Origin of the sequence: Sulfurimonas iocasae, assembly GCF_047716755.1 — a bacterium.
In the GTDB taxonomy this organism is placed as follows: domain Bacteria; phylum Campylobacterota; class Campylobacteria; order Campylobacterales; family Sulfurimonadaceae; genus Sulfurimonas.
In genome coordinates this window covers 390,665-416,671 of record NZ_CP180409.1, presented here as the reverse complement: position 1 = coordinate 416,671, position 26,007 = coordinate 390,665, and the positions used below count along the sequence as shown (strand labels likewise).

Here is a 26,007-nt window from a genome sequence, read left to right as displayed (position 1 = left end):
TCCATCCTATTTTTGCTCCATATCTGCTTTTTTAGAAGCCATCAGTACCATTCCAATAGCAATAGATGCTGCAATAATAGCAGATCCACCATAACTTAAAAATGGAACTGAGATACCTTTAATAGGAGTTATTCCACTTATACCATAAGCATTTACTAAAAAGGCGAATGAGAGTAGCAGTCCTACACCAAGCGAGAAAAGATACATACTTCTATCGTTTGAGCGATTTGCTATTTTAAATATTCTTTGTAGTATCCACATAAAAAGTATTACCACAAATAAAACACCTATAAAACCAAACTCTTCTGCTAATCCGGCTAAAACAAAGTCTGTGTGAACTTCACTTAAAAACCCAAGTTTAAAAGTTCCACTCGCCAGACCTGTTCCAAACATTCCGCCATTATGAATTGCATTTAATGAGTGTCCTATCTGATATGGTTCTATCTCAGTAGGTACTCTTAACTTCTCAGCTATAGATGCAGGAAAAAGTCCTAATACACTGTTTTGAGCTAATGCCCACCATGATTTTATTCTAATAATTCTATGTTCTGCTGTCATTATAAAAAATATAAAAAATAACAAGGAGATAGAAAGTAGCGAAAGGAAGAATCTAAAACTACTACCTGCAAACATCAACATAAAAAGCAGAGTCATTCCAAGAACAACAACTTGTCCCAAATCATTTTGAATAAAGGCAATCATAAACATAGCCCCTACAAAAACAAGTGCATAAGGGATAAAACGTTTAAATTCTGCTCCTATTCCCATACCATCATGATGTCCTAGTTTTCTTGAAAAACTCCAAGATAAAAAGTAAACAAATCCGACTTTAAAAAACTCTACAGGAGCTAAAGAAAAACCAAATATTTTTATCCATCTTTTTGCTCCACCGACAGCTGAGACTAAGACTTCTGGTAAAAATGGCATAGCAACCATTAAGATTGTTGAACCGATAAAGAGCGTAAAACCTATCGTACTTAGCCACTCATCTGGGTCCAACTGTGCTAAAGACCAGATTATTATAATTCCTACAAATCCAAATAGTGCCTGTCTTATAGCAAAGTGAAACTCGCTAACTCCAAAAAGAAGAGTTATATATGCCGATAAAGAATACGTTAAGACTATGCTTACAAAAATCAATATAGCAACTAATGTAAAGAGTTTTCTATCTGCCATATTATTTAATTTTATTTATTTTTAAAACAAACTCAACTTCTGCTTTTGAGATATGTAATTCTTTAGAGATAGTATCTAGTGAAACACCCTGTTTAAATAGTGAAATAATCTTTTGATCATCATTTCCATGAACTGACGTGGGAATAGATATCTGTTTAACTCCGTTTTCAAGAGATGCTATTCTCAAGTTCATCTGCTCATCCATGGTTACAAGTGTATCTTCTAGTCTTTGAACTCCAACAGATAAAGGCTTAACCATATCATACACTGTCCTCTCTACTTCTTCATATATCTCTTCATCACTCATACGGCTAGTGTTACTTTTAATACCTTTTTGAGTGTCAGTCAACTCTTTTTTTAGATAAAAAATCTCTCTATTTAAATCTTCAACCACAGATGCAACTGAACGAATATTTTTATGAAATTCTGAATACGAAGTAAAAACATAATAAAGTAGATACAAAATAATAGCTGCCATAACAACTACAATATACTCTATATTAATCATATCTGTATATTTCATTTAGTTTTTGCCTCACGGATAAGAACTCTCTCTCTAGCAGTCAAATATACACCCCACTCTTTTTCATCGCGTTCATGTATTTTTACAATTTCGCATAATGACTCATCAACTGCTATGAAAAATATAGGAATATCTCTTTTTGGATGAACTGGCATCTCAACACGACCATAGTACTCTTTACCAGGTTCTAAGTCAGCAGATTCTATTTTAAAGTGCTCAAATCCTATAGACTCTATTTTAACCTTGTGCATTAGTGATAATCTTTTTGGAATCTCATCTTTTAAAAACATCTCTAGGGCATCTATCTTTCTATGAAGTTCCACAATAAGATTTAGTAAAACTTGATCAGTCTCAGAAGTGTCACCCCTACCTTTTGCCAGTTTCAACCATTGATTAATAGGGTCATCATCGCTCTCACTTAATTGTGAATACTCTCTAAGGTACGCCTCTTTTTCAAGACTCGTTTCACTATACTCTAAGCTAATAGGAACTGGTACTAAGCGAACACTCACGCTACGACCTTATCTAAAATAATAAATACAAAAAATGCAACACCAAGATAACCATTAACTGTAAAAAACGCACGGTCAATCTGAGTAAAATCACGTCTTACTATCTTATGCTCATATCCAAGCATAACTGCACTAAGAATGACAGCTGCGTAAGCGAAAATCCCAAGTCCTGCTGTCCAAACAAACAGAGCCCAAAATATTACACTCAGCATATGAAAGAGTGAAGAGATAAAAAGTGTAGCATCTGCCCCGTAACGAGAAGGTATAGAGTATAGATTGTTCTCTTTGTCAAAATCTATATCTTGAAGTGAGTACAGCAGGTCAAACCCTGCCACCCAAAAAATAACACCAAGGCTTAAAATAACAGACCATGCTGGAATACTAGCTTGAACTGCAACAACACCCGCTATTGGAGCGAGGCCAAGAGAGACACCTAAAACAATATGTGCAAGGTGAGAAAATCTTTTAAAATATGAATAAGATCCAAGAACAAAAAGAATCGGTACACTAAGATATAGCGCTAAGTCATTTATCATGTATGCAATTATAATAAAAACAAAAGCATTTACAACTACAAAAATCATTATACTCGTAGCATCTAGTCTTCCATCAACATTTGGACGAGACTCTGTTCTAGGGTTAACTGCGTCTATGTCTCTATCTGCATATCGATTTAAACCCATAGCAAAGTTTCTTGCACTAACAGCCGCTAAAGCACCCATAAGCAGGAGCCAAAAGCCAAACCAGCCATCAGCTGCAACTATCATTGCTATAAATATAAACGGGAGTGAAAAAATAGAATGTTCAAACATAACTAGTTCGTTAAAGTCTTTTATTTTATTGATATATTTTTGCAACTATTTACCTTAAAATATTTTAACTCTATTTTACCCAAAGTTGATTTAAAATGATATAATTTTACTATGAATAAAGCTATAAAGCAACTTGCAATCATAGGTCTAAACTAATAATAAACTACAAGATTTCTTGAACCATGTAAGGTTGATTTTGACTCTTTTGAAAAATCCATTGCTTCGTACTTAAGTTCTCTAAAAAAATCTCATCATGAGTAATGAACAACAGCACTCCTTCATACTCTTTTAAAGAAGTCTCCAACAATTCTATAGATTCCAAATCCATATGGTTGGTCGGCTCATCTAAAATAATCAAAGAAGGATGCTTTAACAGCCCTTGAGCTATCAGTAGTTTTCTTACTTCACCTGGACTTGGTATACTGCTGTTAAGCAATGCTTTTGCATCAGAACCTAGTCTTTGAACAAGGGTAAAAAGTTCACCTTTGGCTTCACTGTTCATATTGCTTATCTCACAAAAGAGTTGCTCTGCCTGTTTGTCTGTAATCTCTTGAGGTATATAAAGATAGTCGTGCTTAAAATCGATTTTCTTTATAAAATAGCTTATAAATGTGCTCTTTCCAACACCATTTTCACCGCTAATACCTACTTTATCTCCAATATCTATGGACAATCTAGGAAAACAGAGTTGTGTTGACTCAAAAAGCGCAATACAGTTTTTCTCAACTGCTATTGGAAAATTGTGTTTAGCAATTTCTCCCTCAAAGCTGATACCTGTTGCATATTCTTTTGAGAGTTTATTTATATTTTCACTTAAGTGACGCTGTTTACTAATAGTACGTTGTAACATCTGCCCATCATTTTTATCTTTTCCAGTCAAAATAGCACCGTTTATTTTTTCTTTCATTGAACTATCATTTTTATCTACATTTTTTTTAGAGAAACGCTTTTTAGCAAGGGAGATTTTCTCCTTTTGAACCTGAACAACCTTTTTGATTTTTTTTAGCTCATTTTCCTGCTCGCTGATTACTTTTTTCTTGTGAGAGAGTATCTGCCTATTGGCTTGTTGTGCCAAAGAAAACTTCGATTTATATTTTAAGACTTCACCTGCTTTTATCATGATAGTCTGCTGTGACAATGCATCTAGTAGTGTTCTGTCATGGCTTACCAAAATACCGATACCAAGGTAGCTTTTAAGTGCCTCAAGTACAATTGCCTGAGAACGACGGTCAAGATGGTTGGTCGGTTCATCGACCATAAGTACATCACTCTCACTTGAGAGGGCAACCGCTAGTTGCAATCGTTTACGTTCACCATGACTCAGGACTTCCCAAGTCTTTAACCATTCGTCCTTGACTTGCAAAAGGTCTCTGAGCTTATACGCCTCTTTTGTATATGTCATCATAAACTCTTCAATCTGTTGCGGAGGAAACTCTGTACTTTGAGCACAATAAACCACTAAATCATTACCAAGAATTTCACCCTTTTGGATTTTAAGCTCTTTTGATATTAGTTTTAAAAGCGTACTTTTACCAGAACCGTTAATCCCAGTCACAGCACTCCATCCCTTTTGGAAGTCTAAATTTAGGGCATTAAAAATAGGTTCTGCTGCACTAGGATATTTGTATGATAGATTTCTAATTTTTAAACTATTCATAATTTCCTATTTTCTTTGAGTGAATTTATTCAAGATATTTAGTAAAAGAAGATAAAATTTGATTTTCAAACTTTGCTTATCTTGTTTAATGATATTTATAAAAGTAATTTTTTGATTATATCTAAAATCATTTTTTTTATAAAAAGAAATTCTTTAACTATGCTACAATCTCACTATGAAATCAGATATTAAACAACTTGCAATCATAGGTCCTACAGCATCTGGAAAGAGTGATTTAGCAATCAAAATTGCAAAAAATATAGATGCTTACATACTCTCAATCGACTCTCTTAGTATCTATAAAGAGATTAACATCGTTTCTGCAAAACCTTCAAAAGAAGAACTTACAGCAGTTAAACATTTTGGCATTGATGTCTTAAATCCAGATGAGTATTTCAGCGTTGATGTTTTTATAGATATCTATAAAGAAGTTAAAGAGTTATGCCAAAAAACAAATAAGAACCTCATCATAGTTGGTGGAACTTCTTTTTATTTAAAGTCACTTTTAAATGGGCTCTCAACTCTACCAATCATAGATGCCAAGACAATAGCAAAAGTAAAAAAAGATCTTAAAAATCTTCAAGCATGTTATACTTTACTAACAGAAATTGACCCTGTATATATGAAAAATATCAGCCAAAATGATTCTTACAGAATTGAAAAAGCATTACTAATATATGAAGCTTCATCTCTTTCTCCTACTGAGTGGTTTAAACAAAACCCTCCTAAACCTATTATTAAAAATCTTGATATATATAATATCGATATTACCAGAGATATATTAAAAGATAGAATACTAAAAAGAACTCATAAGATGTTAGACCTAGGACTTATTGATGAAGTATGCTATTTGGAACAGAAGTATACAAGGCTACCTCACTCTATGGGTTCTATAGGGATAGTAGAAGTTCTTGATTATCTTGATGGTAAAACTAGCAAAGAGCAGATGAGTGAGCTTATCTCAATTCATACAGCCCAACTTGCAAAAAGACAACAAACTTTTAACCGTACACAGTTTAAAAACATAACTTCTGCATCCCTTGAAGAACTGGAGAAACTATTAACATGAAACTTTTTTTAATTCTGCTTATAAGCATAAGTCTATATGCCCAGAACTCTCTTTACTTTTTTCCCAAAGATGCTAAAAAAGCTAAAAGAGATATTGAAAAACTAATAAATGACTCTACTCATAGTATTGATATAGCTATGTATAATTTTGGAGATAAAAAACTCGCAAAGCTCTTAGTTAAAGCGCAAAAAAGAGGCGTGAAAGTAAAAGTTTTTTATGATAAAAAAGATGTTGAGTTTAATGAAGTTCAAGCAAAAACACTAGATGAAAAACTTCACACTAAAATAGCAATTTTTGATAAAAAAATAGTAGTTTTTGGAAGTCCAAATTGGACTAAAAAAAGCTTTAAAAAGAATTATGAAGTTTTATATATTACAGATGATAAAAAGCTACTCAAAGAGTTCAACAAATTTTTTAAATCGCTAGACTAATCTTCTTTAGCACCCTCTGCTAGTTTCGCCCAAGCCGAAGATGCATCTGCTTTTATGGACTCTTGATATGCAACTTGTGCCTCATCGCCTCTCCATAACTTCTCATAAGTTGATCCTAAAAGATACTTCTGTCTAGATCTATCTCTTTTACTTAGTTCTACTATGTCTAATGATTTTATTGTCTCTAAGGCTTTGTTGTAATTCTCTCTATTTATATAGGCTTGATATAGTGCAAACTCAACAAAAGGACTTTGTGCATACGAGTCTGAGTTCTTTTGTATTTTCATAACTTCATGACCATATTTAAGCACTAGATTATCATCTCTTCTATCACTACCTATTGCCATAACCGAGATATATCTCTCTATATCTTTATAATTACTTCCAAATACCTTTTGAACATTAGCCAATGATTCTATCATCTTGTTTGAATTCTCAAGTCTATTATAGGTGTCAAAAAGCACTCTATACACATCTTCATATTCTGATTTTTTATCATCAGCTATTAGTGTAATTAACTCCTGAGAAGCTTTGAGAACATCACTATAGTTTCCAGTTGCAAAATCAACTTTTATATGACGATAGAGCCATTTTTTTCTCATTTGCATATTTTTAGATTTTAAGTTTTTACTGGCAATATCTTTAGCAAGTAAAAAATCAGCACCTTTCATAGCACACGCATATATACCATCATCCCATTTATCTGAAAGTTTTATAGAGTATTGATTAGCTATTTGTAAAACACTATGACACTCTTTATTTTTAAGAGATAGCTCCATAGCGCCTATTGCTGCATCGTTTACTATAGTCTTGGTATCTGGGTATGTTGTGGCATCTAGAGCTAAGAGTTCATCCTTGAACTCTAAAACATCACTGAACATTCCATTATCACACATCAGTTTTGCTTTTTCATATATTGCTCTTTTACCTATACTGTCTTGTTGATATGTTTGTATTAGCTTGTCATAATCAGCAAGTTTTGTACTAACATTTGCATCACTAACATCAAAAAAGAGTGAGTCTTTTGCAACCTGAACTTCTGCATCATAAATCCCATCAGGAAATCTCTTCAAATACTCATTTAGTGCATTCAAAGCTTCTTGTTTTTTAGGTGTTTTTGCAAACCATACACCTATGTTTTTTAACAAAGTCTCATATTCATCATACTCATCTCTATTTGTTTCATTAACTATTGCTTGAGCAATGGCAGCAGCTGTAGCTAGTTTACCATCATCAGCAAAAGTATCCATCATCTCTAAAGTTTTGTAATACTCACTCACAAAAAAACTAGGCTTAGCCTTAACTATCTTCATCACATACTTAATGGCTTCTTCTTTACTTCCTGAATTAACATTATAAAGTGCAAGTTTATATGCTGCTGCGACTGCGACATCTATATCACTTGTCTCATGTAAGGCTTTTTTATAATATTCCAATGCTTTAGATGAAGTTCCTGATTCCTCTAGCATCTCACCCTTGTATATATAACCCCATTTAGCATATACTGAATCTTTATGTTCGCTAAAGAGTCTGTCAAAAAAGTAATCTGCTTGACCACCCATACCTGAGAGAGAGTAGGCATTAGCAATAAGAGAGAGAACTTCTGCAACATTATCATCAGAAGAATATTCTCTAAGATAGACCTTTGAGAGTTTTATAACATCATCATTCTTCTCTGGAAGTTTTGAGTTAACTCTTATTTTATAGTAAAGCAGTTCAGCGTTAAAAAGTGAGTTTGGGAATTCAAGCATAACCTCATCTATAATTTCTAAACATTTTTCATACTCTTTTTGTGCATATAAATGCTTTATCTTTAAATAATCATTAACGTCTTGAACTTCTTGGATATGAACAGGATTACTTTTCATGTCAAGAGAACCTACGTATGGTAGTTTATTTTTATCAAGCATAAATGGAAAGTGAATAGCTACGTCAGAGGGTTCTTGTGTTTTTATATATGGAAGTTCTTTGTTGTAACCAACTAACATCCAATGACGGGCTAGTTTAGCATTTGCTTTATAAACACTATCATCTTCACTTAGATTAAATACAACAGGAAAGAGTTTCATTTTTTTATATGGTGTTATTATCAGAAAAAATGTTTTATTCTTTATTTGAGTATCTATTTTAAAAAAATCATTCTGTAGTGTTTTTAATTTTTTTGCAGGAGATTTTGGAAATGCGCAAACGATTTTTACAACTTCATCAAAGTCATTTGTCATCTCTTGGCATAAAAATTTATTTTCATCTTTTATATGTAATGTAGAATAGTTTTGAAAGTTCTCTTTAGCACCTTGAAGAGAGATATCAAGAGCTTTAAGAGATGTGGTTGAAACAGTAGTGAGAAGCAGGAACGAGAGCATCCATTTAAACAAATTCTCTTCCTTCCTTATCTCTAATTTATAAAGTAGTATCAATATCCACTTTTATATACTAAAGCTGTTATAAACTCTAATACTGGGTTTACAGCAACAAAAGCAAAAATAGTTCCTACTGCTGCAATTCCAATGATTGTTCTTAATGGAGTTGTTGCATTTGCTACAAATACATGTCCATCTTTATTGATTACAGGTTCTTTCATAAACATATATACGATTAGTTTTATATAGTAGTAACCAGCTATTGCAGAATTTAGTGCCATAATAAGGGCAAGTACAGTATATCCGCCTGTTACAGCAGAACTTATTAAATATAGTTTACCCCAAAATAGTGCAAATGGAGGAAGACCTGCTAAACTTAACATAAATACTCCCATAATAGTTGCTGCTACCGGTGATGTTTGAATCATACCTGCAAACTTATTGTAACTATGATCAGAACTTTGATATACCGGAAGATGTTTTTGACGAGAAATCCAAAGCATACTAAATGCACCTAAGTTAGTAAAGCTAAATAGTACCCAGTATAAAAACAGTGCACTATTTGATTGAGTTGTACCTATTAATATAGCAGCCATTACAAAACCAGCATGACTTATTGAACTATATGCCAGCATTCTCTTAACATCAGTTTGAACTAATGCCCAAATATTTGCCATTGTCATTGTAACTACAACAACTATATAAAGAATAACCTCTAACCAAATCACTCCACTGTGAATTAAGAACTCAAACATTCTCATAGCAACAATAAATACTGCTATTTTTGGAACGATTGACATAAATCCAGCTAGTGATGCAGAAGAACCTTCATAAACATCAGGTGCCCAAGTATGAAATGGTACAAGTGAGAGTTTGAATCCAAGTGCAGCTAAAATAAATACAACACCAATAAGTACAAAGCCCATATCAGCAAAACCATTTGCTTCTAAAACTGAAGCGATTTGATTAATCTCTATAGAACCAGTTAATGCGTAAAACACCATTGAACCAAAACTAAAAAAGCCTGCAGCTAATGCACCCATAGTAAAGTACTTAACAGCAGCTTCAAATGATTTGTCACGGTTATGCATAGCGATTAGTGTATATAGCGCTAAAGATGCTGTCTCTAGTCCAACGAAGATTAGAATTAAGTTGTCTGTGGCAACCATAAATTGAAAACCACCAAGCATAAATAAGAATAGTGCAAAAAACTCTGGGTAAGAAAATTCGTGGAATCTCTTATGAGTTAATGCTAGTGGAATAAACAGCAATGATGCAACAACAATAATTAGTTGAGATAAAATCGCCAAACCATCAATAAGCATAACATCAAAAACACCCATCACTGTACCATTTTGGGTAAAAAGATCTGCAGTCTCTGCAATAGCACCTAAATCTAACAATAAGAAAAGAATACTTATCATTACATATAGAGTCTTATCTAAGCCACCTTTAATTATATCAATAATTAAGATTAATAACGCACCGATGATAGGAATCAACATTGGTGCAAGAGTCATTAAATTTAATGACTCTAAAGAAACGTTTACTGGCTCTAACATTAGTGTGCCTCCTGCGCTGAAGTTCTAGTAATTTTAACCCCGTCTATAAGGTTTGGAATTCTAGATTTAGCTTCATCTGTTATAGATTTGTCATGCATTAATTGGATAACAGACTCAACTGAGTTGTTAATAGGGTCCAATAATGGTTTAGGGTAGATACCTAACCAAATTGTAATAATTACTAAAGGAACTAAAGCAATAAGCTCTCTTTTGTTTACATCAGGAAGATTTCTGTTTTTCTCATTAGTAACTTCACCAAAGAACATCTTTTTATAAGCTGCTAACATATAGATAGCACCAACAATAATAGCAATACCTGCTAATAGAGTTAAGATGTGTGATTGCTGATAGAATCCTAGAAGACTTAAAAATTCACCAACAAAGTTAATTGTAAGAGGCATACCTACTGAAGCCATCATCATAATTCCAAAAATAGTTGCAAACCTAGGCATAACAGATGCTAAACCTCCAAACTCACTCATCATCTTAGTATGTCTTCTATCATATATTACACCTACGAGCAGGAACAGAGCACCTGAGACAACACCGTGAGCAATCATTAAAAAGATTGAACCTGTAACACCCTCAACATTAAGAGCGAATGTACCAAGAATGATAACACCCATGTGTGAGACTGAAGAGTAAGCAACAACTTGCTTTACATCTTCTTGCGCATAAGCAACCATTGCTGTGTATACAATCATAATAATTGCAAGCACCGCGATTGGGAACATGAAAAACACTGAAGCATCTGGGAACATTGGCAATGAGAAACGAATAAACGCATATGTACCCATTTTAAGTAAGATTGCCGCAAGTATTACAGAACCTATTGTTGGTGCTTGACCGTGAGCATATGGTAACCATGTATGAAATGGAAACATTGGAACTTTAATCGCAAAACCGACAAAAAATGCCACAAACAACCAAAGTTGGAATGTCTCAGGTAAGATCAGACGATACCAATCAAGAATTGCGAAACTCCATACACCTGTTGCTTGATAGTAAAAATATGCCATAAATAGCATACCAACTAACATTACTAACGAACCTGTAAATGTATATAAAAAGAATTTTACTGAAGCGTAAATTCTAAGTGGTCCACCCCACGCACCAATGATATACAACATTGGCACAAGAGATAACTCCCAAAATACATAAAACACAATAGCATCTAAGGCAACAAATACACCTACCATAGTCATCTGTAAAAACAGAAGTGTTATAATCATATTTTTAACATCTTTAGTATCAGTTAATGACGCTATACCAATCATAGTAAAGAATGCTGCCAAAATCACAATAAATAGTGAAATACCATCTACACCTAAAATATAGTTAATTCCAAACGCTGGAACCAATGGTAATTGCTCCATAAACTGCATACCAGACACATTTGAATCAAATGAGAACCACAGCAGTAAAGAAAGAGAGAACTCTATAAATGCAACTGACACACCATAAGCACGTATACTGTCTTTAGCAACTGCAAATCCAAATATAGCGGCTACTGCAGGAAAGAAAATTAAAATCGATAAAATATTGTCTAACATCTATTGAACTCCTAAACCTGATAAAATTGTATTAATTTCATCAGAATGTCTAACTGCAAGTCCAAAAACTACAGCTAGTGATAACAAAATAACAAGACCTGCTACCATCCACTTAAGCATAGTAGAAAGATTACCACTTTGCATCGTTCTTGTACTCTCACCTGTTGCATAGAATATATTTGCTATACCATCTACAGATGCATCTACAATTTTTTGATCAATCTGTTTCCAAAAAACTGTAGAGAGTTCTCTATACGGTTTTACCAAATACTCTTCATAAAAATGTGGAATATAGTATTGGTTGATTAATAACTTATACTTAAAACTATTCTCCATAGCACTTGTTCCATCTGGAACTTTAATATCTTTGCTCATATACTTTTTATAAGCAAAGTAGATAGCAGCTATTACAAATAATTGTGTACCTATTGTCATAATCCAGTATGTTGCAGCTGAATGTACATGGTACTCTGTAGCCGGAAGAACTAGTGTTACATACTCAAAGTAAGTTCCTTTAAGAGCTCCTGCAATTACAGCTAAAATAGCAAGAGGAATCACTGCAACAAGCATAAACTTGTAAGCTTCGTGAGGGTGGTGACCCAAAGCAGTATGACGATCTTCACCGTGGAAGATTAGAGCAATAATTCTAAATGAATAGAATGCTGTTAAACCGGCAGTAAGTAAAAGAACACTATAGATAATAAAGTGATGATCTACAAACGCAACTTCTAAGATTAAATCTTTTGAGAAGAAACCTGCAAGTGGAAAGATTCCGGCAAGTGCAACAGATGCAAGAGTCATAAGAATCATTGTACCTTTCATTGTCTTACCAAGAGCACCCATCTTAAAAGGATCAAGTTCATCATGCATTGCATGCATAACATTACCTGCACCAAGAAATAGTAGTGCTTTAAAGAATGCGTGAGCCATTAGGTGAAAAAGTGCAACCCAGTAAGCACCAAGACCAGCTGCTGCAAACATATAACCTAACTGAGATAGTGTAGAGTAAGCGATAACTCTCTTTATATCACGATTAACAAGTGCCATAGAAGCTGCAAAAATTGCAACAAATGCACCAAGACTAGCGATAAATAGACCAACATTAGGGATTAATGCGTATAACTCGTTTGAGCGTACAACTAAGTAAACACCAGCTGTTACCATTGTTGCTGCGTGAATAAGTGCCGATACCGGAGTAGGACCTTCCATAGCATCTGCAAGCCAAGTATGTAGTGGAAACTGAGCTGATTTACCCATAGCACCAACAAATAAGAAAATACCTATCCAAGTTAGCGTAGAAGTATCTAAACCTGGCATTGCTGCGAAAGCTTCGTGATACTGAAGTGTACCTGTGTTCCAATATACTAAAAAGATACCAATAAGCATACCAAGGTCAGCAATACGGTTCATAATAAACGCTTCATTAGCTGCCCAAGTAGCACTCTCTTTGTGGTACCAGAAACCGATAAGACCCCATGAACAAAGACCAACACCTTCCCAACCTATAAATAGACCAGCGAAGTTATCACTCATTACAAGAACCATCATCGAGAAAACGAAAGCTGATAACCAAGAGAAGAATCTGTTGAAACCTTTGTCATGATCCATATAACCAATAGCATAAACGTGAACAACAGTTGAAACTAAAGTAACAACCATCATCATAGTAACACTTACTTGATCAACGATAAAACCAAAAGGAATATAAAGATTACCAGTAGACATCCAAGTCATCATCTCAACTTGAATATATTGTCCACTAGTTAGTACATATACTAAAAGAATTGTACTAGCTATCAGTGAGACTCCCAGTAATACACTTGAAACAACACCAGTAATAAGCATTTTGGGTTTTGCTCCAAAAAGTGCAGCAAACAAAGAACCTACAAGTGGTGCGAATAGTGCTGTATATAGTAATATTTCCATATTTCTATCCTTTCATCGTTGACATTAAATCAAGGTCAATAGCGTTATGTCGTTTATGCCAAACAATAAGTAGACCAAGTCCTACAGCAACTTCTGAAGCAGCGATTGCAATTACAAAGAATGCAAACATCTGGCCAGTTAAGTCACCATAATAGTGTGAAATCGCAGCAAAAGCAATATTTACAGAGTTTAGTAATATTTCAGTTGCGAAAAACAGCATTAGAAGGTTCTTTCTTCTCATTACACCTATCAAACCGATAGAAAATAAGATTGTAGAAAGTACAAGATAGTGGTTAAGTCCTATTTCCATCATGAAAGTACCTTTTTATTTTTTTCTTTTCTTATGTCTTCAATCTCAGCATCACTCATAAGAGTAAGAGAAAGATCCATTTTCTTACCAGCTAAAACAATACCTGAAACCATTGCAACAAGTAACATTACAGCAGCAAGTTCAAAAGGAACAAGATACTTAGTAAAAAGAACTATACCTATCTCTTGAGTATTACCAGCACCCTCTACCATTGGATAAAGAGCTGTAATATTATCTCCAAGGATTGGAGCAGCGAATATCACAACCATTAAAACTGCAGAAATTGTAGCTAAACCCGTAACTAGATACTTGTTACCGTTTTTCTCTTTAATATCTCTGGTTGTATCAAAGAACATCATACCAAACGCATAAAGAGCCATTACAGCACCAGAATAAACAACAATCTGTACCGCACCTAAAAAGTCAGCACCTAAAATAAAGAAAAATGCTGATATAAAAATCATTCCTGCTGCTAATGCTGTTAGAGCATATAACGCTTGTGATGTTGTTACCGTTATGTAAAACATCGCTATTGTTAAAAAAGCAAACAAATAAAAAGCAATCGCTTCAAACATACCCAAACTCCTTAATATGCGAGAGGTGTTTTTTTAACACGCTCATCTTCATGTGGTGTAATAGCACCAAAACCTTCAAACTCAAGTTGAGTCCCGGCCTTCATCTTATCTAGTGGCGTAAGCATCGCTGCATAATCAACAAAATGTTCTCTTTGCTCAGATGCATTCTCATACTCACCACCGTGAGTAATAGCTAACTCTGGACAAACTTCAGCACAATAACCACAGAAAATACAACGACCAAGATTAATTGTATATTCACTAACTTCTTTACGAGAATTTTCATCAATCTTAGTGTCCATTCTAATACAGTTAGATATACATATCTTTTCACAAAGTCCACAACCAATACATCTCTCAGTATCTGATTCCCATAATCTTTTCATCTCATGAACAGCACGGTATCTAGGACCTATTGGCATCTTTTCCATAGGATAACTAATAGTATGGATATCAAATCTAATCATCTCACGCATAACAACCCATAGACCAACAAATAGTTCGCCTCTGAATGTTCTTTTCACTACTCTTATAAACTTACCCCATGGATCAGTTGGATAATCTTCAATGTCTACCTTAAAGTATTCGTTAGAGATATCTCTGTTATTAAATTGTTCATTTTTCATCATTACCCCCTTACATCAATACTATTGCAGTAATTAAGATGTTTAAAACTGCGATTGGCATTAATACTTTCCAACATAACCACATCAATTGATCCGGTCTTACATCTGGCCAAGCAGCTCTTGTCCACAAGAAGAAGAAAAAGAAAAATGCCATTTTACCAAGTAGTCCTAACGCACCAAGAAAACTACCGTCTCCATATCCACCTAAGAAAAGTAGAGGAATAACAAATGAGATAAAGAACATATTTGCGTACTCACCGATGAAGAAAAGTCCCCATCTCATACCAGAATATTCAGTACCAAAACCATCAATAATTTCGTGGTCATTAGCAATAAGATGGAATGGTGTACGACCAGTCTCAGCAAATGCAGCTATCCAAAATAAAATAAATGCAACAGGTTGAGTCCAAATAATCCAATCAGTTATACCACCTGCTTGATATTCATTGAAATCAATAAGTGATAAAGAACCAACCATCATAATCGGAGCTAAAATAGACAGACCTGTCACAACCTCATAAGAGATAAATACAGCAGCACCACGAGCAGCAGAGATAAGTGCAAACTTATTAGCTGAGGCCATACCACCAAGAAGTGGACCATACAGACCAACACCCATGATTCCAAGAATATATAAAATACCAATATTAATGTCAGCAACTATTGGATGAACTTCATATCCAAAAAGTGTGAACGATGGTAAAAATGGAATCGCAGCAGCTGCCATAAATGCAGTAGCAGCAGTAATAACTGGTGCTATCTTAAAGATAGGAGCAACTACATTAGTTGGGATAATATCCTCTTTTGTAAAAAGTTTTACACCATCCGCTGCTACTTGAAGTAATCCGTAAGGACCAACATTCATTGGTCCAAGACGACGCTGCATAAATGCAAGGATTTTACGCTCAAAGTAAGTTCCAATCCCCGCTAGTGCAGAAAAGACAAGTAAAACTACAACGATTTTTATAACCGTTTCAATTAAATATGCTGTTTCCATATATTACACCCTTTCAATCGAAGCTGTTGCAAAACGGTATCCGCTAAACAAAGCCTCTGAATTTATTTTAGAATCAAATGTTGGTAGAACTGCTATATCGCCAGCAATTTTATTATCACTTACAATATTAACAATAATCTCTCCATTATCATTTTTAACTCTCACACTATCCCCTTCATTTAGTTCTGACTTGCTCAAGAACTCTTCACTCATATAAAGACCGGCAATCTCATCAAGATTAGTAGTTTTATTTGTGAAATCAGTGAACTGTCTTACAGGATTTGCAAGATAAATCAGTGTTCCCTCTAACTTATCTTCACTAAATGGTTCTACATTTTGGTTAGTACTTCTTTTGATTTTTACATTCTCAAGAAGGTATCCTCTAACTTCTGTGCCATCATTTTCATAATGGTTTGGTAAGTTATCAAACTCTTGTGCTTTAAAACCAACTGATGTTGGAAGAGAAGCTGTATATTCGATTACATTTTTGGCACTCATTCCAAGCTCATTAGCTATGTCGTTTAACTCATAGCCATTATATGATAGTGCTGCATTTGTAGGATTAACTCTCTTGTTGATAGAAGTTAGTGTTCCTTCTTGTTGATTTATTGCAGGCATATCTAAGTCGCCATTACCTAAAGCAGATATAGTAAAATCTCCGCTTACGTTATAACCAACACTGTATGAACCACGCTCATCATCAAGCTCACAGATAAGTGCTACACCTAAAGAGTTGGTAAGTGGTGGAATCATAGTAAGTTCAATATCACTACACTTCTCAACTAAACCAACAAGTCTTGCAAGATTTTTTGCATTTGGATGATTATATAAATCAGGTCCTACTATCATTGCAAAAGTATCCTTTTTCTTTAGATTTTTATCTAACTCTTCCATAAAGTTATCATCTGCACCTAAAAGTGCTAAAAGAGCGTTATCATCTACAACAACTTCTTTAGATACTTTTTTAGGAACCATTTTCTTTTTCTCAACTTCTACTTCTTCTTCCTCACCACTCTCTTCGTTAAGCTTCATCTCTTTAACGATTTCAACTATCTCTTCTTTGATAGTCTCTTCTACAGTGATAGTTTTTTCAGAATGAAAAGTTTCTAAATACTCAACTACTTTCTTAGGCAGTTTTTCTTTATCTCCAAATAGGTCTAAGATAAAGTATAAAGCAGCTTCTTCTTGAAGTGGAGCGTGTTTTACTGTCATAATACTTTTTCCAAGATCTTCAATAATTGGATCTTTTACAGGATGGAAGTATAAACCAGCACCCTTATTTACAGTCATTGAGTTATTTAGTGCATATCTAGCATTTGGGTTGTCGCTCTTAAGAGCAGCTCCAAGAGAGATTACAAAGTTGGAGTTGTGCGTAGTTTTAAGGTCATTTCCCCAAAGCATTGTTCCGCTTATCTCACTATAGTTTCTCAAGAAAGTTTGAAATGATTTAGCCTCATTATTCACAAGCTTATAACCATGCTTATCTTTTAAAGTTTGAAGAACATAAGCTTCTTCATTTGTAATAGTAGAAGTAAACTCTATCGTATCAGCTTTTTTGAAAGCCTCTATAGCAGAAGCAAATGCTTTTTCATCTTTTGATGCAACTCTATTTTCATAGTCAAAACCATATCTACCTGCACCACAAAGTGAAACATAGTTCCACTCATTCATTACTCGGTAGATTTTTTCTGTATCATCGCTAACGCTTGTATGTTTAACATCGTAAGAGATTTGACATCCAGCAGAACAGTGTCCACAAGTAGCAGGAATTTGCTTAAGCTCCCAAGCATTAGATTTATACATAAAGTGAGTATCAACTAAAGCGCCAACTGGACAAACAGCAGCACATTCGCCACAACTTGTACAGTCAAGAACATCAGTTCCATTAGTTAAACCAATTACAGATTTGTTAAGCTTATTCCACATTGCATAAGCATCTTTTGGCATAGTCTCTTTAAACTCAGCCTCTAGTGCATCTGCACCGCGAGCAATTGTTTTTAAAGAGTTATCTCCAATCATATCTTTACAAGCAGTTACACATCTCTCACAAACTATACAAAGACCTGGATCGTAGTGAAGATGTCCCCAATCATGAGAACTTCTATCTACATCTTTAACTGAATAGCTTTGTACATCTACACCCATCTCTAAAGTATAGTTTTGTAGTTCACATTCGCCTGATTGATCACAAACACCACATTGAAGAGGATGATTTACATCATATACTTCCATGATAGCGCGACGCTCTTTTTCAATATTTTCGGTTGTAGTTGTAATATTCATACCGTCTTTGCTTTTTGCATTACAAGCATAAACTTGTTTGCCGTCAGCTTCAACAAGACATATACGACAAGCAAGTGTCGGACTACATCTTGTTAAGTAACATATAGCTGGAATAAAGATGTCATTTGCACGAGCGGCGTTAAGTATAAACTCGCCTTCTTGTGTCTCAACCTCTTTTCCGTCAATATTTATAGTAATTTTACTCATTATACTACTCTCACTATTTTGGATTTTTCAAATCTATATCTACTTGCATCTACTACATCATCAAATATAGGGTTTAGTGCTATAGTACCTTTTAACTCACTATCGAGTTTAAACTCTCTTGTTATAGTTTTTGAGCCAAAACTAATTTCTATTTTGTCACCATCTGAAATTTTTGCAGCTGATGCAAATTGAGCTGAACCTCTAAGAGTGTTATCACGTTCTAACTGTTGTGTTTTATTCGTATAAGCATTAAACTGTAAAACAGGATTTGCATTATATATAATTGTACCATTGAATTCTGGTAAATCATCAAGTTCATCAAGTTTACCATTAGCATTACAAGTCACTTCATCTAGCAAATAACCTCTATTGTCATCACCATAAGGTGATAAAAAGTTTTCAAGAGAATCAAAAGCTATATCTTTAAAACCAGCTTTTTTGTTTAACGCTTTAGTATAATCAACTGTATTTACGCTCTTAACACCACATGCGCTTGCTATATCATTTAGTGTATAACCATCAAAACCAACTGCAACATTTGTTGGAAGAACTTTATTGTCTATATTTACAAAAGTTCCTTCTTGCTGATTTAAAGATGGTACTGAAAGGTTAGCATAAGACAGAGATGAGATAATAAAGTTACCTTTTGCATTATAACCCACTACATCTATGATATCTTCATCTTTATCCAAATCACAAATCAGAGATGCACCAAGAGTATTTACTTCACTTGGAACTATTACTAAAGAAAATGAACTATATTTTTCAATCATAGCTGCAAGTTTTGCAAGATTATCTGAGCGCTTATGAGCAATAAGGTCGTTACCCATAATTAACACACGATTTTTTGCTCTTGTAAATGATTTCATCATTTGCTCTATCTCTTCATTACCGATATTACTCTCAGCTTCAAGATAACCTAAATCTAAATCATTAAAAAAAGCTCTCTCATCTTCATCAAGGTCAGCATCTTTTAAGATAGCATTAGCAAGGATTGCCATTACACCCTCTTCTGTACCAACTTCATACTTCATAAGTTGAGTAACAGTGTTTTGCATTAGAGCATCTTCCATAGGATGAGCATAAACTATCTTTGCACCATTATGTTTTGCTGCAGTTGTAAGTGCATATCTAACACCTGGATTATCAGTAGCTATTCTACTTCCGATAATTATCGCTGCATCTGATTGCTTAATTGCATCTAGTGAGCCACTATGATGAAGTTTACCACTCACAGAACTGTATGCTCTCATGAATTCTTGAAATTTTCTTGCATCTTCGTTAAATAACTTAATATCAAACTTCTCTTTTAAAAGTTGTAAAATATGAGCTTCTTCGTTAGTAATCATAGATGAAAAACGAATCGCTTTAGCGTCATTGATAGCTTCTACTGCATTATTAAATGCTGATTCATCACTAGACTCTTGATTGTCAAAATCAAAGCCAAAACGACCTGCCCCACATAGGGATGTATACTCAAAATTATTTTTTACTCTATATATAGAATCTTCTCCATTTATTCCTCTATGTCTTGTCTCATATTCTAAAGGACACCCTGCAGAACAGTGAGCACAAGTAGCAGGTACACGACTTAGTTCCCAAGCATTTGCACTATATTTAAAGTTAGAACTCACTAATGCACCAACTGGACATACTGCTATACACTCTCCACAGAAAGTACAATCAAGAACATCAGAATTTTTAGGAATAATAGTTGAGCTATACCCACCAAACTGAACATCTATTGCATCATCACCAATTACTTCATTACAAACATGAACACACTTCTCACATAAAATACAAAGAGACGGGTCATAATTAATGAGTCCCCAATCTTTAATCTCACGTGATTGGTCACGAGCAGAAAAATTTTGTCTAGCAACATCAAACTCTAAAGTTTTGTTTTGCAAATCACACTCACCTGACTTGTCACATACTCCACACTCTAAAGGGTGGTTTACATCATAAAGTTTCATAATGTTTGTACGTTCATTCTCTAACTCGTGAGAACTTGTTGTAATCTCTATGCCCTCAGTCGGAGGAGTGTTGCATGATAATACAAAACCCTCAACTCCCTCGGCCTCAACAACACACATACGACAAGATGCACACGGTGTAGTTTTAGATATATAACACATAGTAGGAATATAGATATCATTTTTACGAGCTACAGTTAAGATAGTCTCGCCTTTTTTAGCTTCTACAGAGATACCGTCAATTTTAAAGTTAACCAAATTACTCATATATCCCCTCCCTTATGTTGCTATCATAGCGATGTAGTAACAGCGCATACAGCGGTCAGCTTCGCTCATCGCTTCTTCTTGTGTGAAACCTAAATTTACTTCTTTGTTGTTGTATTTGCGAATATCAACATCAAGTTTCTCACTCTCTTGTCTTGGTAAGCCTGGAAGCCAACCTTCAACTTTCTCTTTCTTATCGTAAACCTTTAGTTTACGTAAGTGGTCTTCCATTATTTCATCATCAGTTAGAGATATTTCTCCAGTTTGCATAAATCTAGACATTACAGAAGCACCACGTTTTGCTTGGCCAACTGCATTAACTATAGTCATAGGACCATATTCACAATCTCCAGATGCAAAGATACCTTTGCGAGATGTCATATAGTCTTTACCATTTGTCTTTATAGTTCCCCAAGATGTCATCTCTATACCCCACTCCTCAGGAAGTAGGGCAAGGTCAGCCGACTGAGAAACTGCAGGAATTAAGAAGTCTGTCTCAATAGTATAAGACGCACCCTCAACTTTTACTAACTGAGCACGACCACCATCTGGATCAGGCACCAATTCAAATTTATCAATAAGAAGTGATTTTAGAACATCTCCTTCATCAACCATAGTATTAACAGCTGAATGAAAAAGGAATTCAACACCCTCTTCTACTGCTTCATGATACTCTTCATAAGTCGTATTTCTAATGATAGTCTTCTCATCACGACGATAAATCATATAAACTTTTTTAGCATTTGCTCTAATTGAACAACGAACAACATCCATAGATGTAAATCCACCACCAACACAAACAACAGTCTTACCAGTCAAGTCTACTGCTTCACCAATCTCATACTTGTCCCAAAGATTAATCTGGTCAAGCATCTCGATTGCAGACCAGTAACCTTCGATTTCCGGTCTTTCATTATCACAACGAACTTTTTTAGATATTCGTGTACCTGTAGCAACCATAGTTGCGTCATACTCTTTTTCAAATCTTCTCATGTCATCTGCATTGATTTTAGAGTTAGTTATAAAATTAACTCCCATATCTTTTACACACTCTATGTCTTGGTTATACTTGTCAATTGGCATTCTGTATTCAGGTACACCAACTGCAACTTCACCACCAAGAACAGGAAGTTCTTCAAAAACATCTACCTGAGTTCCCTCAGCTGCAAGATAGTAAGCTGTAGTAAGTCCCGCAGGACCTGCCCCGATAACTGCAACTTTTTTACCATTGCTTTCTTGTTTTTGCATTGGATGGAAGAAACCAAAACCATGGTCTGTTTCATAATCTGCCCCAAGGCGTTTAAGTTCCATAATAGAGATAGGTTCATCAAGATTCGTTCTTCTACATGCATCTTCACAAGGGTGCGGACAAACACGTCCACAAACATGAGCCAATGGCATTGTTTGACGAGTAGCTTCAAGAGAATCATCAAATCTTAAATCTCTTACACCTTCTATATAACCTGGAATATCAACATGTGCAGGACACATATCAGTACAAGGTGCCGTAATTTTTGCAATATAACCAATCTCATCACTATAATGCTTAGACGGTTTTTGATTGTTTATACAATCCATGAACTCATCTTCAAAATGAGTCATTAAATCTATAATAGGATTTGGAACAGTTTTGCCAATCTCACATTTTGAAGTGATTTGCATACTTTTACCAATCTCTTTTAAGTGGTCCATATCAGCTTTGGCACCTTCACCACGAGCAATCTTGTCTAGTTGGTCATATAAAATTCTGCCACCCCATCTTCCAGGCGCACATCTTCCACAAGCTTCAGAGTAGACTTGGTACTGCGCAGCATATTCCATGCACAGACGGATTACATCAACATCCTCGTTGAATAGTGAAACACCATCCCAGCCTATAAAGGCTTTAGAGTCACGGTGATCATCGTAGGTTGCAGGTAAATTATAAGCTGATTCTTCCCACTCTTCTTGAGGTTTACCAACATTATTTATCAGTTCACCATTCCAAGTAGAAAAATATACTTTACTCAAAATTAATTCCTAAGCTTTTTTTGCAACGATAGTCCAGTCGACTTCGTTAAACTTTAAAGAGTTCATCAACTCATAACCACACTCTTTTACTAAATCTGCTGATTTTTGAATCGGAGTAAAATCACCAATTTCAAATAAAAAGATTGCTACTTCGCCTGCACCATGAGTTCCTAAAATTTCTTTCATTCTAGGTTCAAACTCAGTTTTTAAGTGTCTTAAATCATATCTTTTCATTAGCGGTCAACCTCCCCAAAAACTATGTTTGTTGTACCAATAATTGAAACAACATCCGGTATGTAGTGACCTGGTAAAAGGTCTGTTAAAATACCTGTATGCCAAAAAGACGGAGCACGAAGTTTCAGTCTATACGGGTATGCTCCACCTTGAGAGTTAATAAAGAAACCTAACTCACCTTTTGGTGATTCAGTCGCTACATAAACCTCTCCAACAGGAGGTCTCATACCTTGAGTCACAAGAACAAAGTGTTGCATAAGTGAATAGTTCTGAGTCATGATGTCAAGCTTTGGAGCTGAAACATATTTAGGAGCATGAGCCATTAACTCTGTTTCTCCATTTTTAACACACTCTTGATACATATCTATTGTTTGATAAAGAATCTTCGCAGTCTCTCTCATCTCTTGCATATACACACGGTAACGAGCAAAGTTATCACCTTTATCAGACCAAGGAACATTGAACTCAACTTCATCATATAACTCATAAGGCTCTTCTTTACGAATATCCCAAGCCACACCTGAAGCACGTAGCATAGGACCTGTACAGCCCCATGAAAGTGCCATCTCTTTAGAGATAGTACCAACTTCTTCCATTCTCATTAACCAGATACGGTTAGTATCAAGAAGATCTTCGTAATCTTTAATATTTTGAGGTAACTTATCTAAAAAAGTTTTTAATTGAGATATAAAACTATCCTGAATATCTAGTGGAACACCCCCGATACGAATAGCAGCGTGAGTAAGTCTTGCTCCACAATAACCTTCGATAATATCCATTAAGTATTCTCTTTCACGGAATGCGAAAAGGAAAACTGTCATTGCACCGATATCCAGAGCAGTAGTTGCTAACCAGAAAAGGTGAGACATTAAACGGTTAATCTCTAAAAGCATCATACGAATAACTTTCGCACGACGTGGAACTTCTAGACCGATAAGCTTTTCAACTGATAGAGCAAATCCATAGTTGTTTGAAGATGAAGCAATATAGTCCATACGGTCTGTAGTCGGCATGAACTCATTGTAAATCATGTTCTCAGCCATCTTCTCCATACCACGGTGAAGGTATCCAATATCTGGATGAGCTTTAACTATCATCTCTTGTTGAAGGTGAAGCATTAAACGTAACTGTCCGTGAGCAGATGGATGCTGTGGACCGAAGTTTAAGATAAGCTCATTGTCATCTCTATCAAAAGTGATATTTTCAAAAAACGGTGTTAATCTATTTTTTATTTGTGCCATATTTCTACCTATCTCTGAGGGTCATCAATAACTACTGATGACTCTTTATCAAATTTCTTAATCAAGAACACACCACCGTCTTCTTGGTAAGCTTGTTCATTTGCTGGCTCATTTCCTGTAATCTCTGTTCCTTTAGGTACTTCATGTCCTAAACGAGCAAATCTCTGGGAATCATAACGGTCAACTCTTGAAGTGTCACGAATTTCAGGTCCAATCTCTTCTCTTGCTTCTTTACCATAGATCTTATCTACTTCATACCAAGCAGCAAACTCATCACCTTGAAGTGGGTAAGTTTTCAGAAGAGGATGTCCTTGCCAGTCATAAGGCATAAGAATTCTTTTCATAAAAGGGTGCCCATTTGCTTCGATACCGAACATATCAAACATCTCTCTTTCAGACCAATCAGCCGAGCGGAAAAGTTTCTCTACAGAGTTTACAGCCTGTCCTTTTTCTATAAAAAGCTTAATACGAATACGCTTACGCTTATTCATACTTAACATTTGATAGAAAACTTCAAACCCACCTCTATCAGCTAACCAATCTATAGCACTCATCTCTGAAAGCTGAGTATATTCAAGCTCATCTCTCATAAGTTCTAAAACACCATAGTTATCTTTTGCATTAATATAAACTACCATTTGCTCTACTTGAATAAAAGCATCTAATACTTCAAACTTAGACTTTATTGCTTCTAAGTCTTTAGCAAAAACTTCATCACTCTCAGGTGCACTTTTAGCAACTTGAGGAGACTTGTAAAATCTGTCTGTGTAATAGGGCTTAGCCTGTACATCATCTTTAGGTGTATATGCTCTCATTACATTAACCTTTTTGCTTTTTGTGCTTTAGACGCATGGTTAGCACGAATTTTCTTTTGTAGTAACATTACTCCATACTGAAGCGTCTCTGGACGAGGAGCACAGCCTGGTAAGTATAAATCAACAGGAATTATTCTATCAACCCCTTGTACTGTTGCATATGTGTTAAACATACCACCAGTATTTGCACATGAACCCATTGAAATAACCCATCTAGGCTCAGTCATTTGATCATAAAGTCTTTTAATAAACTCTGCGTGCTTCTTTGTAAGAGTTCCAGCAACAATCATAACATCTGCTTGACGAGGAGATGCTCTAAAGATTGTTCCAAAACGGTCAAAGTCATATCTTGATGCACCAGATGCCATCATTTCAATACCACAACAAGCAAGACCATAAGTCAGTGCCCAAAGTGAATTTGAACGACCCCAGTTAACAATTTTATCAATACTTGTAAGTGCTACAGGTAAACCAGCGTTTTGTGTATAATTTACTTTATGTTGTGCCATTCAAGTGCTCCTTTTTTCCATGCATATACGAATCCAATAGTTAATAAAAATATAAACATTAACATCTCTGCGAAACCAAACCAACCTAATAGTTTAAAGTCTACCGCCCATGGAAACATAAAAATAATTTCTACATCAAATAGTAAGAAAAGTAACGCAAATAGATAAAACTGTGGTGATATTCTATTTGGTTGTCTAGTTACCTCTGGTCCACATTCGTAAACTGAGAGTCTAATCTTTTCACTATCTTTCGCCGCTAGTGCGCGACTCGCTAAACGAGCTATGATAGTCGTAGCTGTGAATGCACCAAATGTTACAACAAATAGTACGAATACCCCAAAATACGGATTTGCAGTGCTAATATGCTCCATATAACCTA

General features: G+C 35.0%; 23 protein-coding genes. 2 read left to right on the top strand and 21 right to left on the bottom strand.

The genetic code is table 11. The features are described from left to right. Positions 1-6 precede the first annotated feature (6 nt). The 5 genes from ACLHDE_RS02135 to ACLHDE_RS02115 all read right to left on the bottom strand — a co-directional run bounded on the left by ACLHDE_RS02135 (position 7) and on the right by ACLHDE_RS02115 (position 4,680). Entirely contained in the window at positions 7-1,176 is a 1,170-nt protein-coding gene (locus ACLHDE_RS02135) for an FtsW/RodA/SpoVE family cell cycle protein (protein WP_415397516.1), read from the bottom strand. 1 nt (position 1,177) lies between these two features. Further along, positions 1,178-1,699, bottom strand: coding sequence for a DUF6115 domain-containing protein (locus tag ACLHDE_RS02130; protein ID WP_415397515.1), 522 nt, complete (start codon positions 1,697-1,699; stop codon positions 1,178-1,180). Further along, positions 1,696-2,211, bottom strand: coding sequence for a hypothetical protein (locus ACLHDE_RS02125; RefSeq protein WP_415397514.1), 516 nt, complete (start codon positions 2,209-2,211; stop codon positions 1,696-1,698). Before ACLHDE_RS02125 ends, ACLHDE_RS02130 begins: the two co-directional genes overlap by 4 nt. Next, on the bottom strand, positions 2,208-3,068 hold the full coding sequence (mqnP, locus tag ACLHDE_RS02120; RefSeq protein WP_415397513.1) for a menaquinone biosynthesis prenyltransferase MqnP: 861 nt from the start codon (positions 3,066-3,068) through the stop codon (positions 2,208-2,210). The genes ACLHDE_RS02125 and mqnP overlap by 4 nt, the downstream gene beginning before the upstream one ends. A 118-nt stretch (positions 3,069-3,186) precedes the next feature. Beyond that, the gene (locus ACLHDE_RS02115; protein ID WP_415397512.1) at positions 3,187-4,680 is read right to left on the bottom strand and encodes an ATP-binding cassette domain-containing protein; all 1,494 of its coding nucleotides are present in this window, start codon (positions 4,678-4,680) and stop codon (positions 3,187-3,189) included. Positions 4,681-4,855: 175 nt separating this feature from the next. Between ACLHDE_RS02115 and miaA the strand changes: the two genes are divergently transcribed. Next, the gene (gene miaA / locus ACLHDE_RS02110; RefSeq protein WP_415397511.1) at positions 4,856-5,749 is read left to right on the top strand and encodes a tRNA (adenosine(37)-N6)-dimethylallyltransferase MiaA; all 894 of its coding nucleotides are present in this window, start codon (positions 4,856-4,858) and stop codon (positions 5,747-5,749) included. Further along, on the top strand, positions 5,746-6,180 hold the full coding sequence (locus tag ACLHDE_RS02105; protein WP_415397510.1) for a phospholipase D-like domain-containing protein: 435 nt from the start codon (positions 5,746-5,748) through the stop codon (positions 6,178-6,180). The genes miaA and ACLHDE_RS02105 overlap by 4 nt, the downstream gene beginning before the upstream one ends. Here ACLHDE_RS02105 and ACLHDE_RS02100 read toward each other — a convergent pair. The 16 genes from ACLHDE_RS02100 to ACLHDE_RS02025 are packed head-to-tail and all read right to left on the bottom strand — an operon-like array spanning position 6,177 to position 25,999. After that, positions 6,177-8,555 (bottom strand): tetratricopeptide repeat protein, encoded by a 2,379-nt coding sequence (locus ACLHDE_RS02100; RefSeq protein WP_415397509.1) that lies wholly within the window; start codon positions 8,553-8,555, stop codon positions 6,177-6,179. The two genes, ACLHDE_RS02105 and ACLHDE_RS02100, sit on opposite strands and share 4 nt — an antisense overlap. A 38-nt stretch (positions 8,556-8,593) precedes the next feature. Continuing rightward, positions 8,594-10,102 carry an NADH-quinone oxidoreductase subunit NuoN gene (nuoN, locus tag ACLHDE_RS02095; RefSeq protein ID WP_415397508.1) on the bottom strand — a complete coding sequence of 503 codons (1,509 nt, stop codon included), beginning with the start codon at positions 10,100-10,102 and terminating at the stop codon, positions 8,594-8,596. Then, positions 10,102-11,655, bottom strand: a complete 1,554-nt coding sequence (locus ACLHDE_RS02090; RefSeq protein ID WP_415397507.1) for an NADH-quinone oxidoreductase subunit M — start codon at positions 11,653-11,655, stop codon at positions 10,102-10,104. Before ACLHDE_RS02090 ends, nuoN begins: the two co-directional genes overlap by 1 nt. Next, complete coding sequence (gene nuoL / locus ACLHDE_RS02085; RefSeq protein ID WP_415397506.1) at positions 11,656-13,581, bottom strand: NADH-quinone oxidoreductase subunit L; 1,926 nt, start codon at positions 13,579-13,581, stop codon at positions 11,656-11,658. Between the two features lie 4 nt (positions 13,582-13,585). Next, positions 13,586-13,894 (bottom strand): NADH-quinone oxidoreductase subunit NuoK, encoded by a 309-nt coding sequence (gene nuoK / locus ACLHDE_RS02080; protein WP_415397505.1) that lies wholly within the window; start codon positions 13,892-13,894, stop codon positions 13,586-13,588. Next, positions 13,891-14,466, bottom strand: a complete 576-nt coding sequence (locus tag ACLHDE_RS02075; RefSeq protein WP_415397504.1) for an NADH-quinone oxidoreductase subunit J — start codon at positions 14,464-14,466, stop codon at positions 13,891-13,893. Before ACLHDE_RS02075 ends, nuoK begins: the two co-directional genes overlap by 4 nt. 11 nt (positions 14,467-14,477) lie before the next feature. After that, a complete protein-coding gene (nuoI, locus tag ACLHDE_RS02070; protein ID WP_415397503.1) occupies positions 14,478-15,092 on the bottom strand; it encodes an NADH-quinone oxidoreductase subunit NuoI in 615 nt (204 codons plus the stop codon). Positions 15,093-15,102: 10 nt separating this feature from the next. After that, positions 15,103-16,089, bottom strand: a complete 987-nt coding sequence (gene nuoH, locus ACLHDE_RS02065) for an NADH-quinone oxidoreductase subunit NuoH (RefSeq protein ID WP_415397502.1) — start codon at positions 16,087-16,089, stop codon at positions 15,103-15,105. A gap of 3 nt (positions 16,090-16,092) precedes the next feature. After that, positions 16,093-18,579 (bottom strand): NADH-quinone oxidoreductase subunit G, encoded by a 2,487-nt coding sequence (locus tag ACLHDE_RS02060; RefSeq protein ID WP_415397501.1) that lies wholly within the window; start codon positions 18,577-18,579, stop codon positions 16,093-16,095. Continuing rightward, positions 18,579-20,822: an NADH-quinone oxidoreductase subunit G gene (locus ACLHDE_RS02055; RefSeq protein ID WP_415397500.1), complete on the bottom strand. Its 2,244-nt coding sequence runs from the start codon at positions 20,820-20,822 to the stop codon at positions 18,579-18,581. Before ACLHDE_RS02055 ends, ACLHDE_RS02060 begins: the two co-directional genes overlap by 1 nt. A gap of 12 nt (positions 20,823-20,834) precedes the next feature. After that, positions 20,835-22,829, bottom strand: a complete 1,995-nt coding sequence (locus ACLHDE_RS02050) for an FAD-dependent oxidoreductase (RefSeq protein ID WP_415397499.1) — start codon at positions 22,827-22,829, stop codon at positions 20,835-20,837. A 9-nt stretch (positions 22,830-22,838) separates the two neighbouring features. Further along, entirely contained in the window at positions 22,839-23,063 is a 225-nt protein-coding gene (locus ACLHDE_RS02045; protein ID WP_415397498.1) for an NADH-ubiquinone oxidoreductase subunit E family protein, read from the bottom strand. Beyond that, positions 23,063-24,304, bottom strand: coding sequence for an NADH dehydrogenase (quinone) subunit D (gene nuoD, locus ACLHDE_RS02040; protein ID WP_415397497.1), 1,242 nt, complete (start codon positions 24,302-24,304; stop codon positions 23,063-23,065). Before nuoD ends, ACLHDE_RS02045 begins: the two co-directional genes overlap by 1 nt. Positions 24,305-24,312: 8 nt before the next feature. Further along, positions 24,313-25,119: an NADH-quinone oxidoreductase subunit C gene (locus ACLHDE_RS02035; RefSeq protein WP_415397496.1), complete on the bottom strand. Its 807-nt coding sequence runs from the start codon at positions 25,117-25,119 to the stop codon at positions 24,313-24,315. Beyond that, the gene (locus ACLHDE_RS02030) at positions 25,119-25,628 is read right to left on the bottom strand and encodes a NuoB/complex I 20 kDa subunit family protein (protein WP_373000756.1); all 510 of its coding nucleotides are present in this window, start codon (positions 25,626-25,628) and stop codon (positions 25,119-25,121) included. The genes ACLHDE_RS02035 and ACLHDE_RS02030 overlap by 1 nt, the downstream gene beginning before the upstream one ends. Then, a complete protein-coding gene (locus ACLHDE_RS02025) occupies positions 25,610-25,999 on the bottom strand; it encodes an NAD(P)H-quinone oxidoreductase subunit 3 (RefSeq protein WP_415397495.1) in 390 nt (129 codons plus the stop codon). Before ACLHDE_RS02025 ends, ACLHDE_RS02030 begins: the two co-directional genes overlap by 19 nt. Between the last annotated feature and the right edge of the window lie 8 nt (positions 26,000-26,007).

What these genes read in the sequence shown, in the direction of transcription:
- ACLHDE_RS02030 (WP_373000756.1), bottom strand. Translation starts at nt 25,628, where the DNA reads ATGGCACAACATAAAGTAAATTATACACAAAACGCTGGTTTACCTGTA.
- nuoN (WP_415397508.1), bottom strand. Translation starts at nt 10,102, where the DNA reads ATGTTAGAGCCAGTAAACGTTTCTTTAGAGTCATTAAATTTAATGACT.
- ACLHDE_RS02115 (WP_415397512.1), bottom strand. Translation starts at nt 4,680, where the DNA reads ATGAATAGTTTAAAAATTAGAAATCTATCATACAAATATCCTAGTGCA.
- nuoK (WP_415397505.1), bottom strand. Translation starts at nt 13,894, where the DNA reads ATGATGGAAATAGGACTTAACCACTATCTTGTACTTTCTACAATCTTA.
- nuoH (WP_415397502.1), bottom strand. Translation starts at nt 16,089, where the DNA reads ATGGAAACAGCATATTTAATTGAAACGGTTATAAAAATCGTTGTAGTT.
- nuoD (WP_415397497.1), bottom strand. Translation starts at nt 24,304, where the DNA reads ATGGCACAAATAAAAAATAGATTAACACCGTTTTTTGAAAATATCACT.
- ACLHDE_RS02025 (WP_415397495.1), bottom strand. Translation starts at nt 25,999, where the DNA reads ATGGAGCATATTAGCACTGCAAATCCGTATTTTGGGGTATTCGTACTA.
- ACLHDE_RS02075 (WP_415397504.1), bottom strand. Translation starts at nt 14,466, where the DNA reads ATGTTTGAAGCGATTGCTTTTTATTTGTTTGCTTTTTTAACAATAGCG.
- ACLHDE_RS02045 (WP_415397498.1), bottom strand. Translation starts at nt 23,063, where the DNA reads ATGAAAAGATATGATTTAAGACACTTAAAAACTGAGTTTGAACCTAGA.
- ACLHDE_RS02060 (WP_415397501.1), bottom strand. Translation starts at nt 18,579, where the DNA reads ATGAGTAAAATTACTATAAATATTGACGGAAAAGAGGTTGAGACACAA.
- nuoL (WP_415397506.1), bottom strand. Translation starts at nt 13,581, where the DNA reads ATGGAAATATTACTATATACAGCACTATTCGCACCACTTGTAGGTTCT.
- miaA (WP_415397511.1), top strand. Translation starts at nt 4,856, where the DNA reads ATGAAATCAGATATTAAACAACTTGCAATCATAGGTCCTACAGCATCT.
- ACLHDE_RS02105 (WP_415397510.1), top strand. Translation starts at nt 5,746, where the DNA reads ATGAAACTTTTTTTAATTCTGCTTATAAGCATAAGTCTATATGCCCAG.
- ACLHDE_RS02130 (WP_415397515.1), bottom strand. Translation starts at nt 1,699, where the DNA reads ATGAAATATACAGATATGATTAATATAGAGTATATTGTAGTTGTTATG.
- ACLHDE_RS02055 (WP_415397500.1), bottom strand. Translation starts at nt 20,822, where the DNA reads ATGAGTAATTTGGTTAACTTTAAAATTGACGGTATCTCTGTAGAAGCT.
- ACLHDE_RS02090 (WP_415397507.1), bottom strand. Translation starts at nt 11,655, where the DNA reads ATGTTAGACAATATTTTATCGATTTTAATTTTCTTTCCTGCAGTAGCC.
- nuoI (WP_415397503.1), bottom strand. Translation starts at nt 15,092, where the DNA reads ATGAAAAATGAACAATTTAATAACAGAGATATCTCTAACGAATACTTT.
- ACLHDE_RS02035 (WP_415397496.1), bottom strand. Translation starts at nt 25,119, where the DNA reads ATGAGAGCATATACACCTAAAGATGATGTACAGGCTAAGCCCTATTAC.
- ACLHDE_RS02135 (WP_415397516.1), bottom strand. Translation starts at nt 1,176, where the DNA reads ATGGCAGATAGAAAACTCTTTACATTAGTTGCTATATTGATTTTTGTA.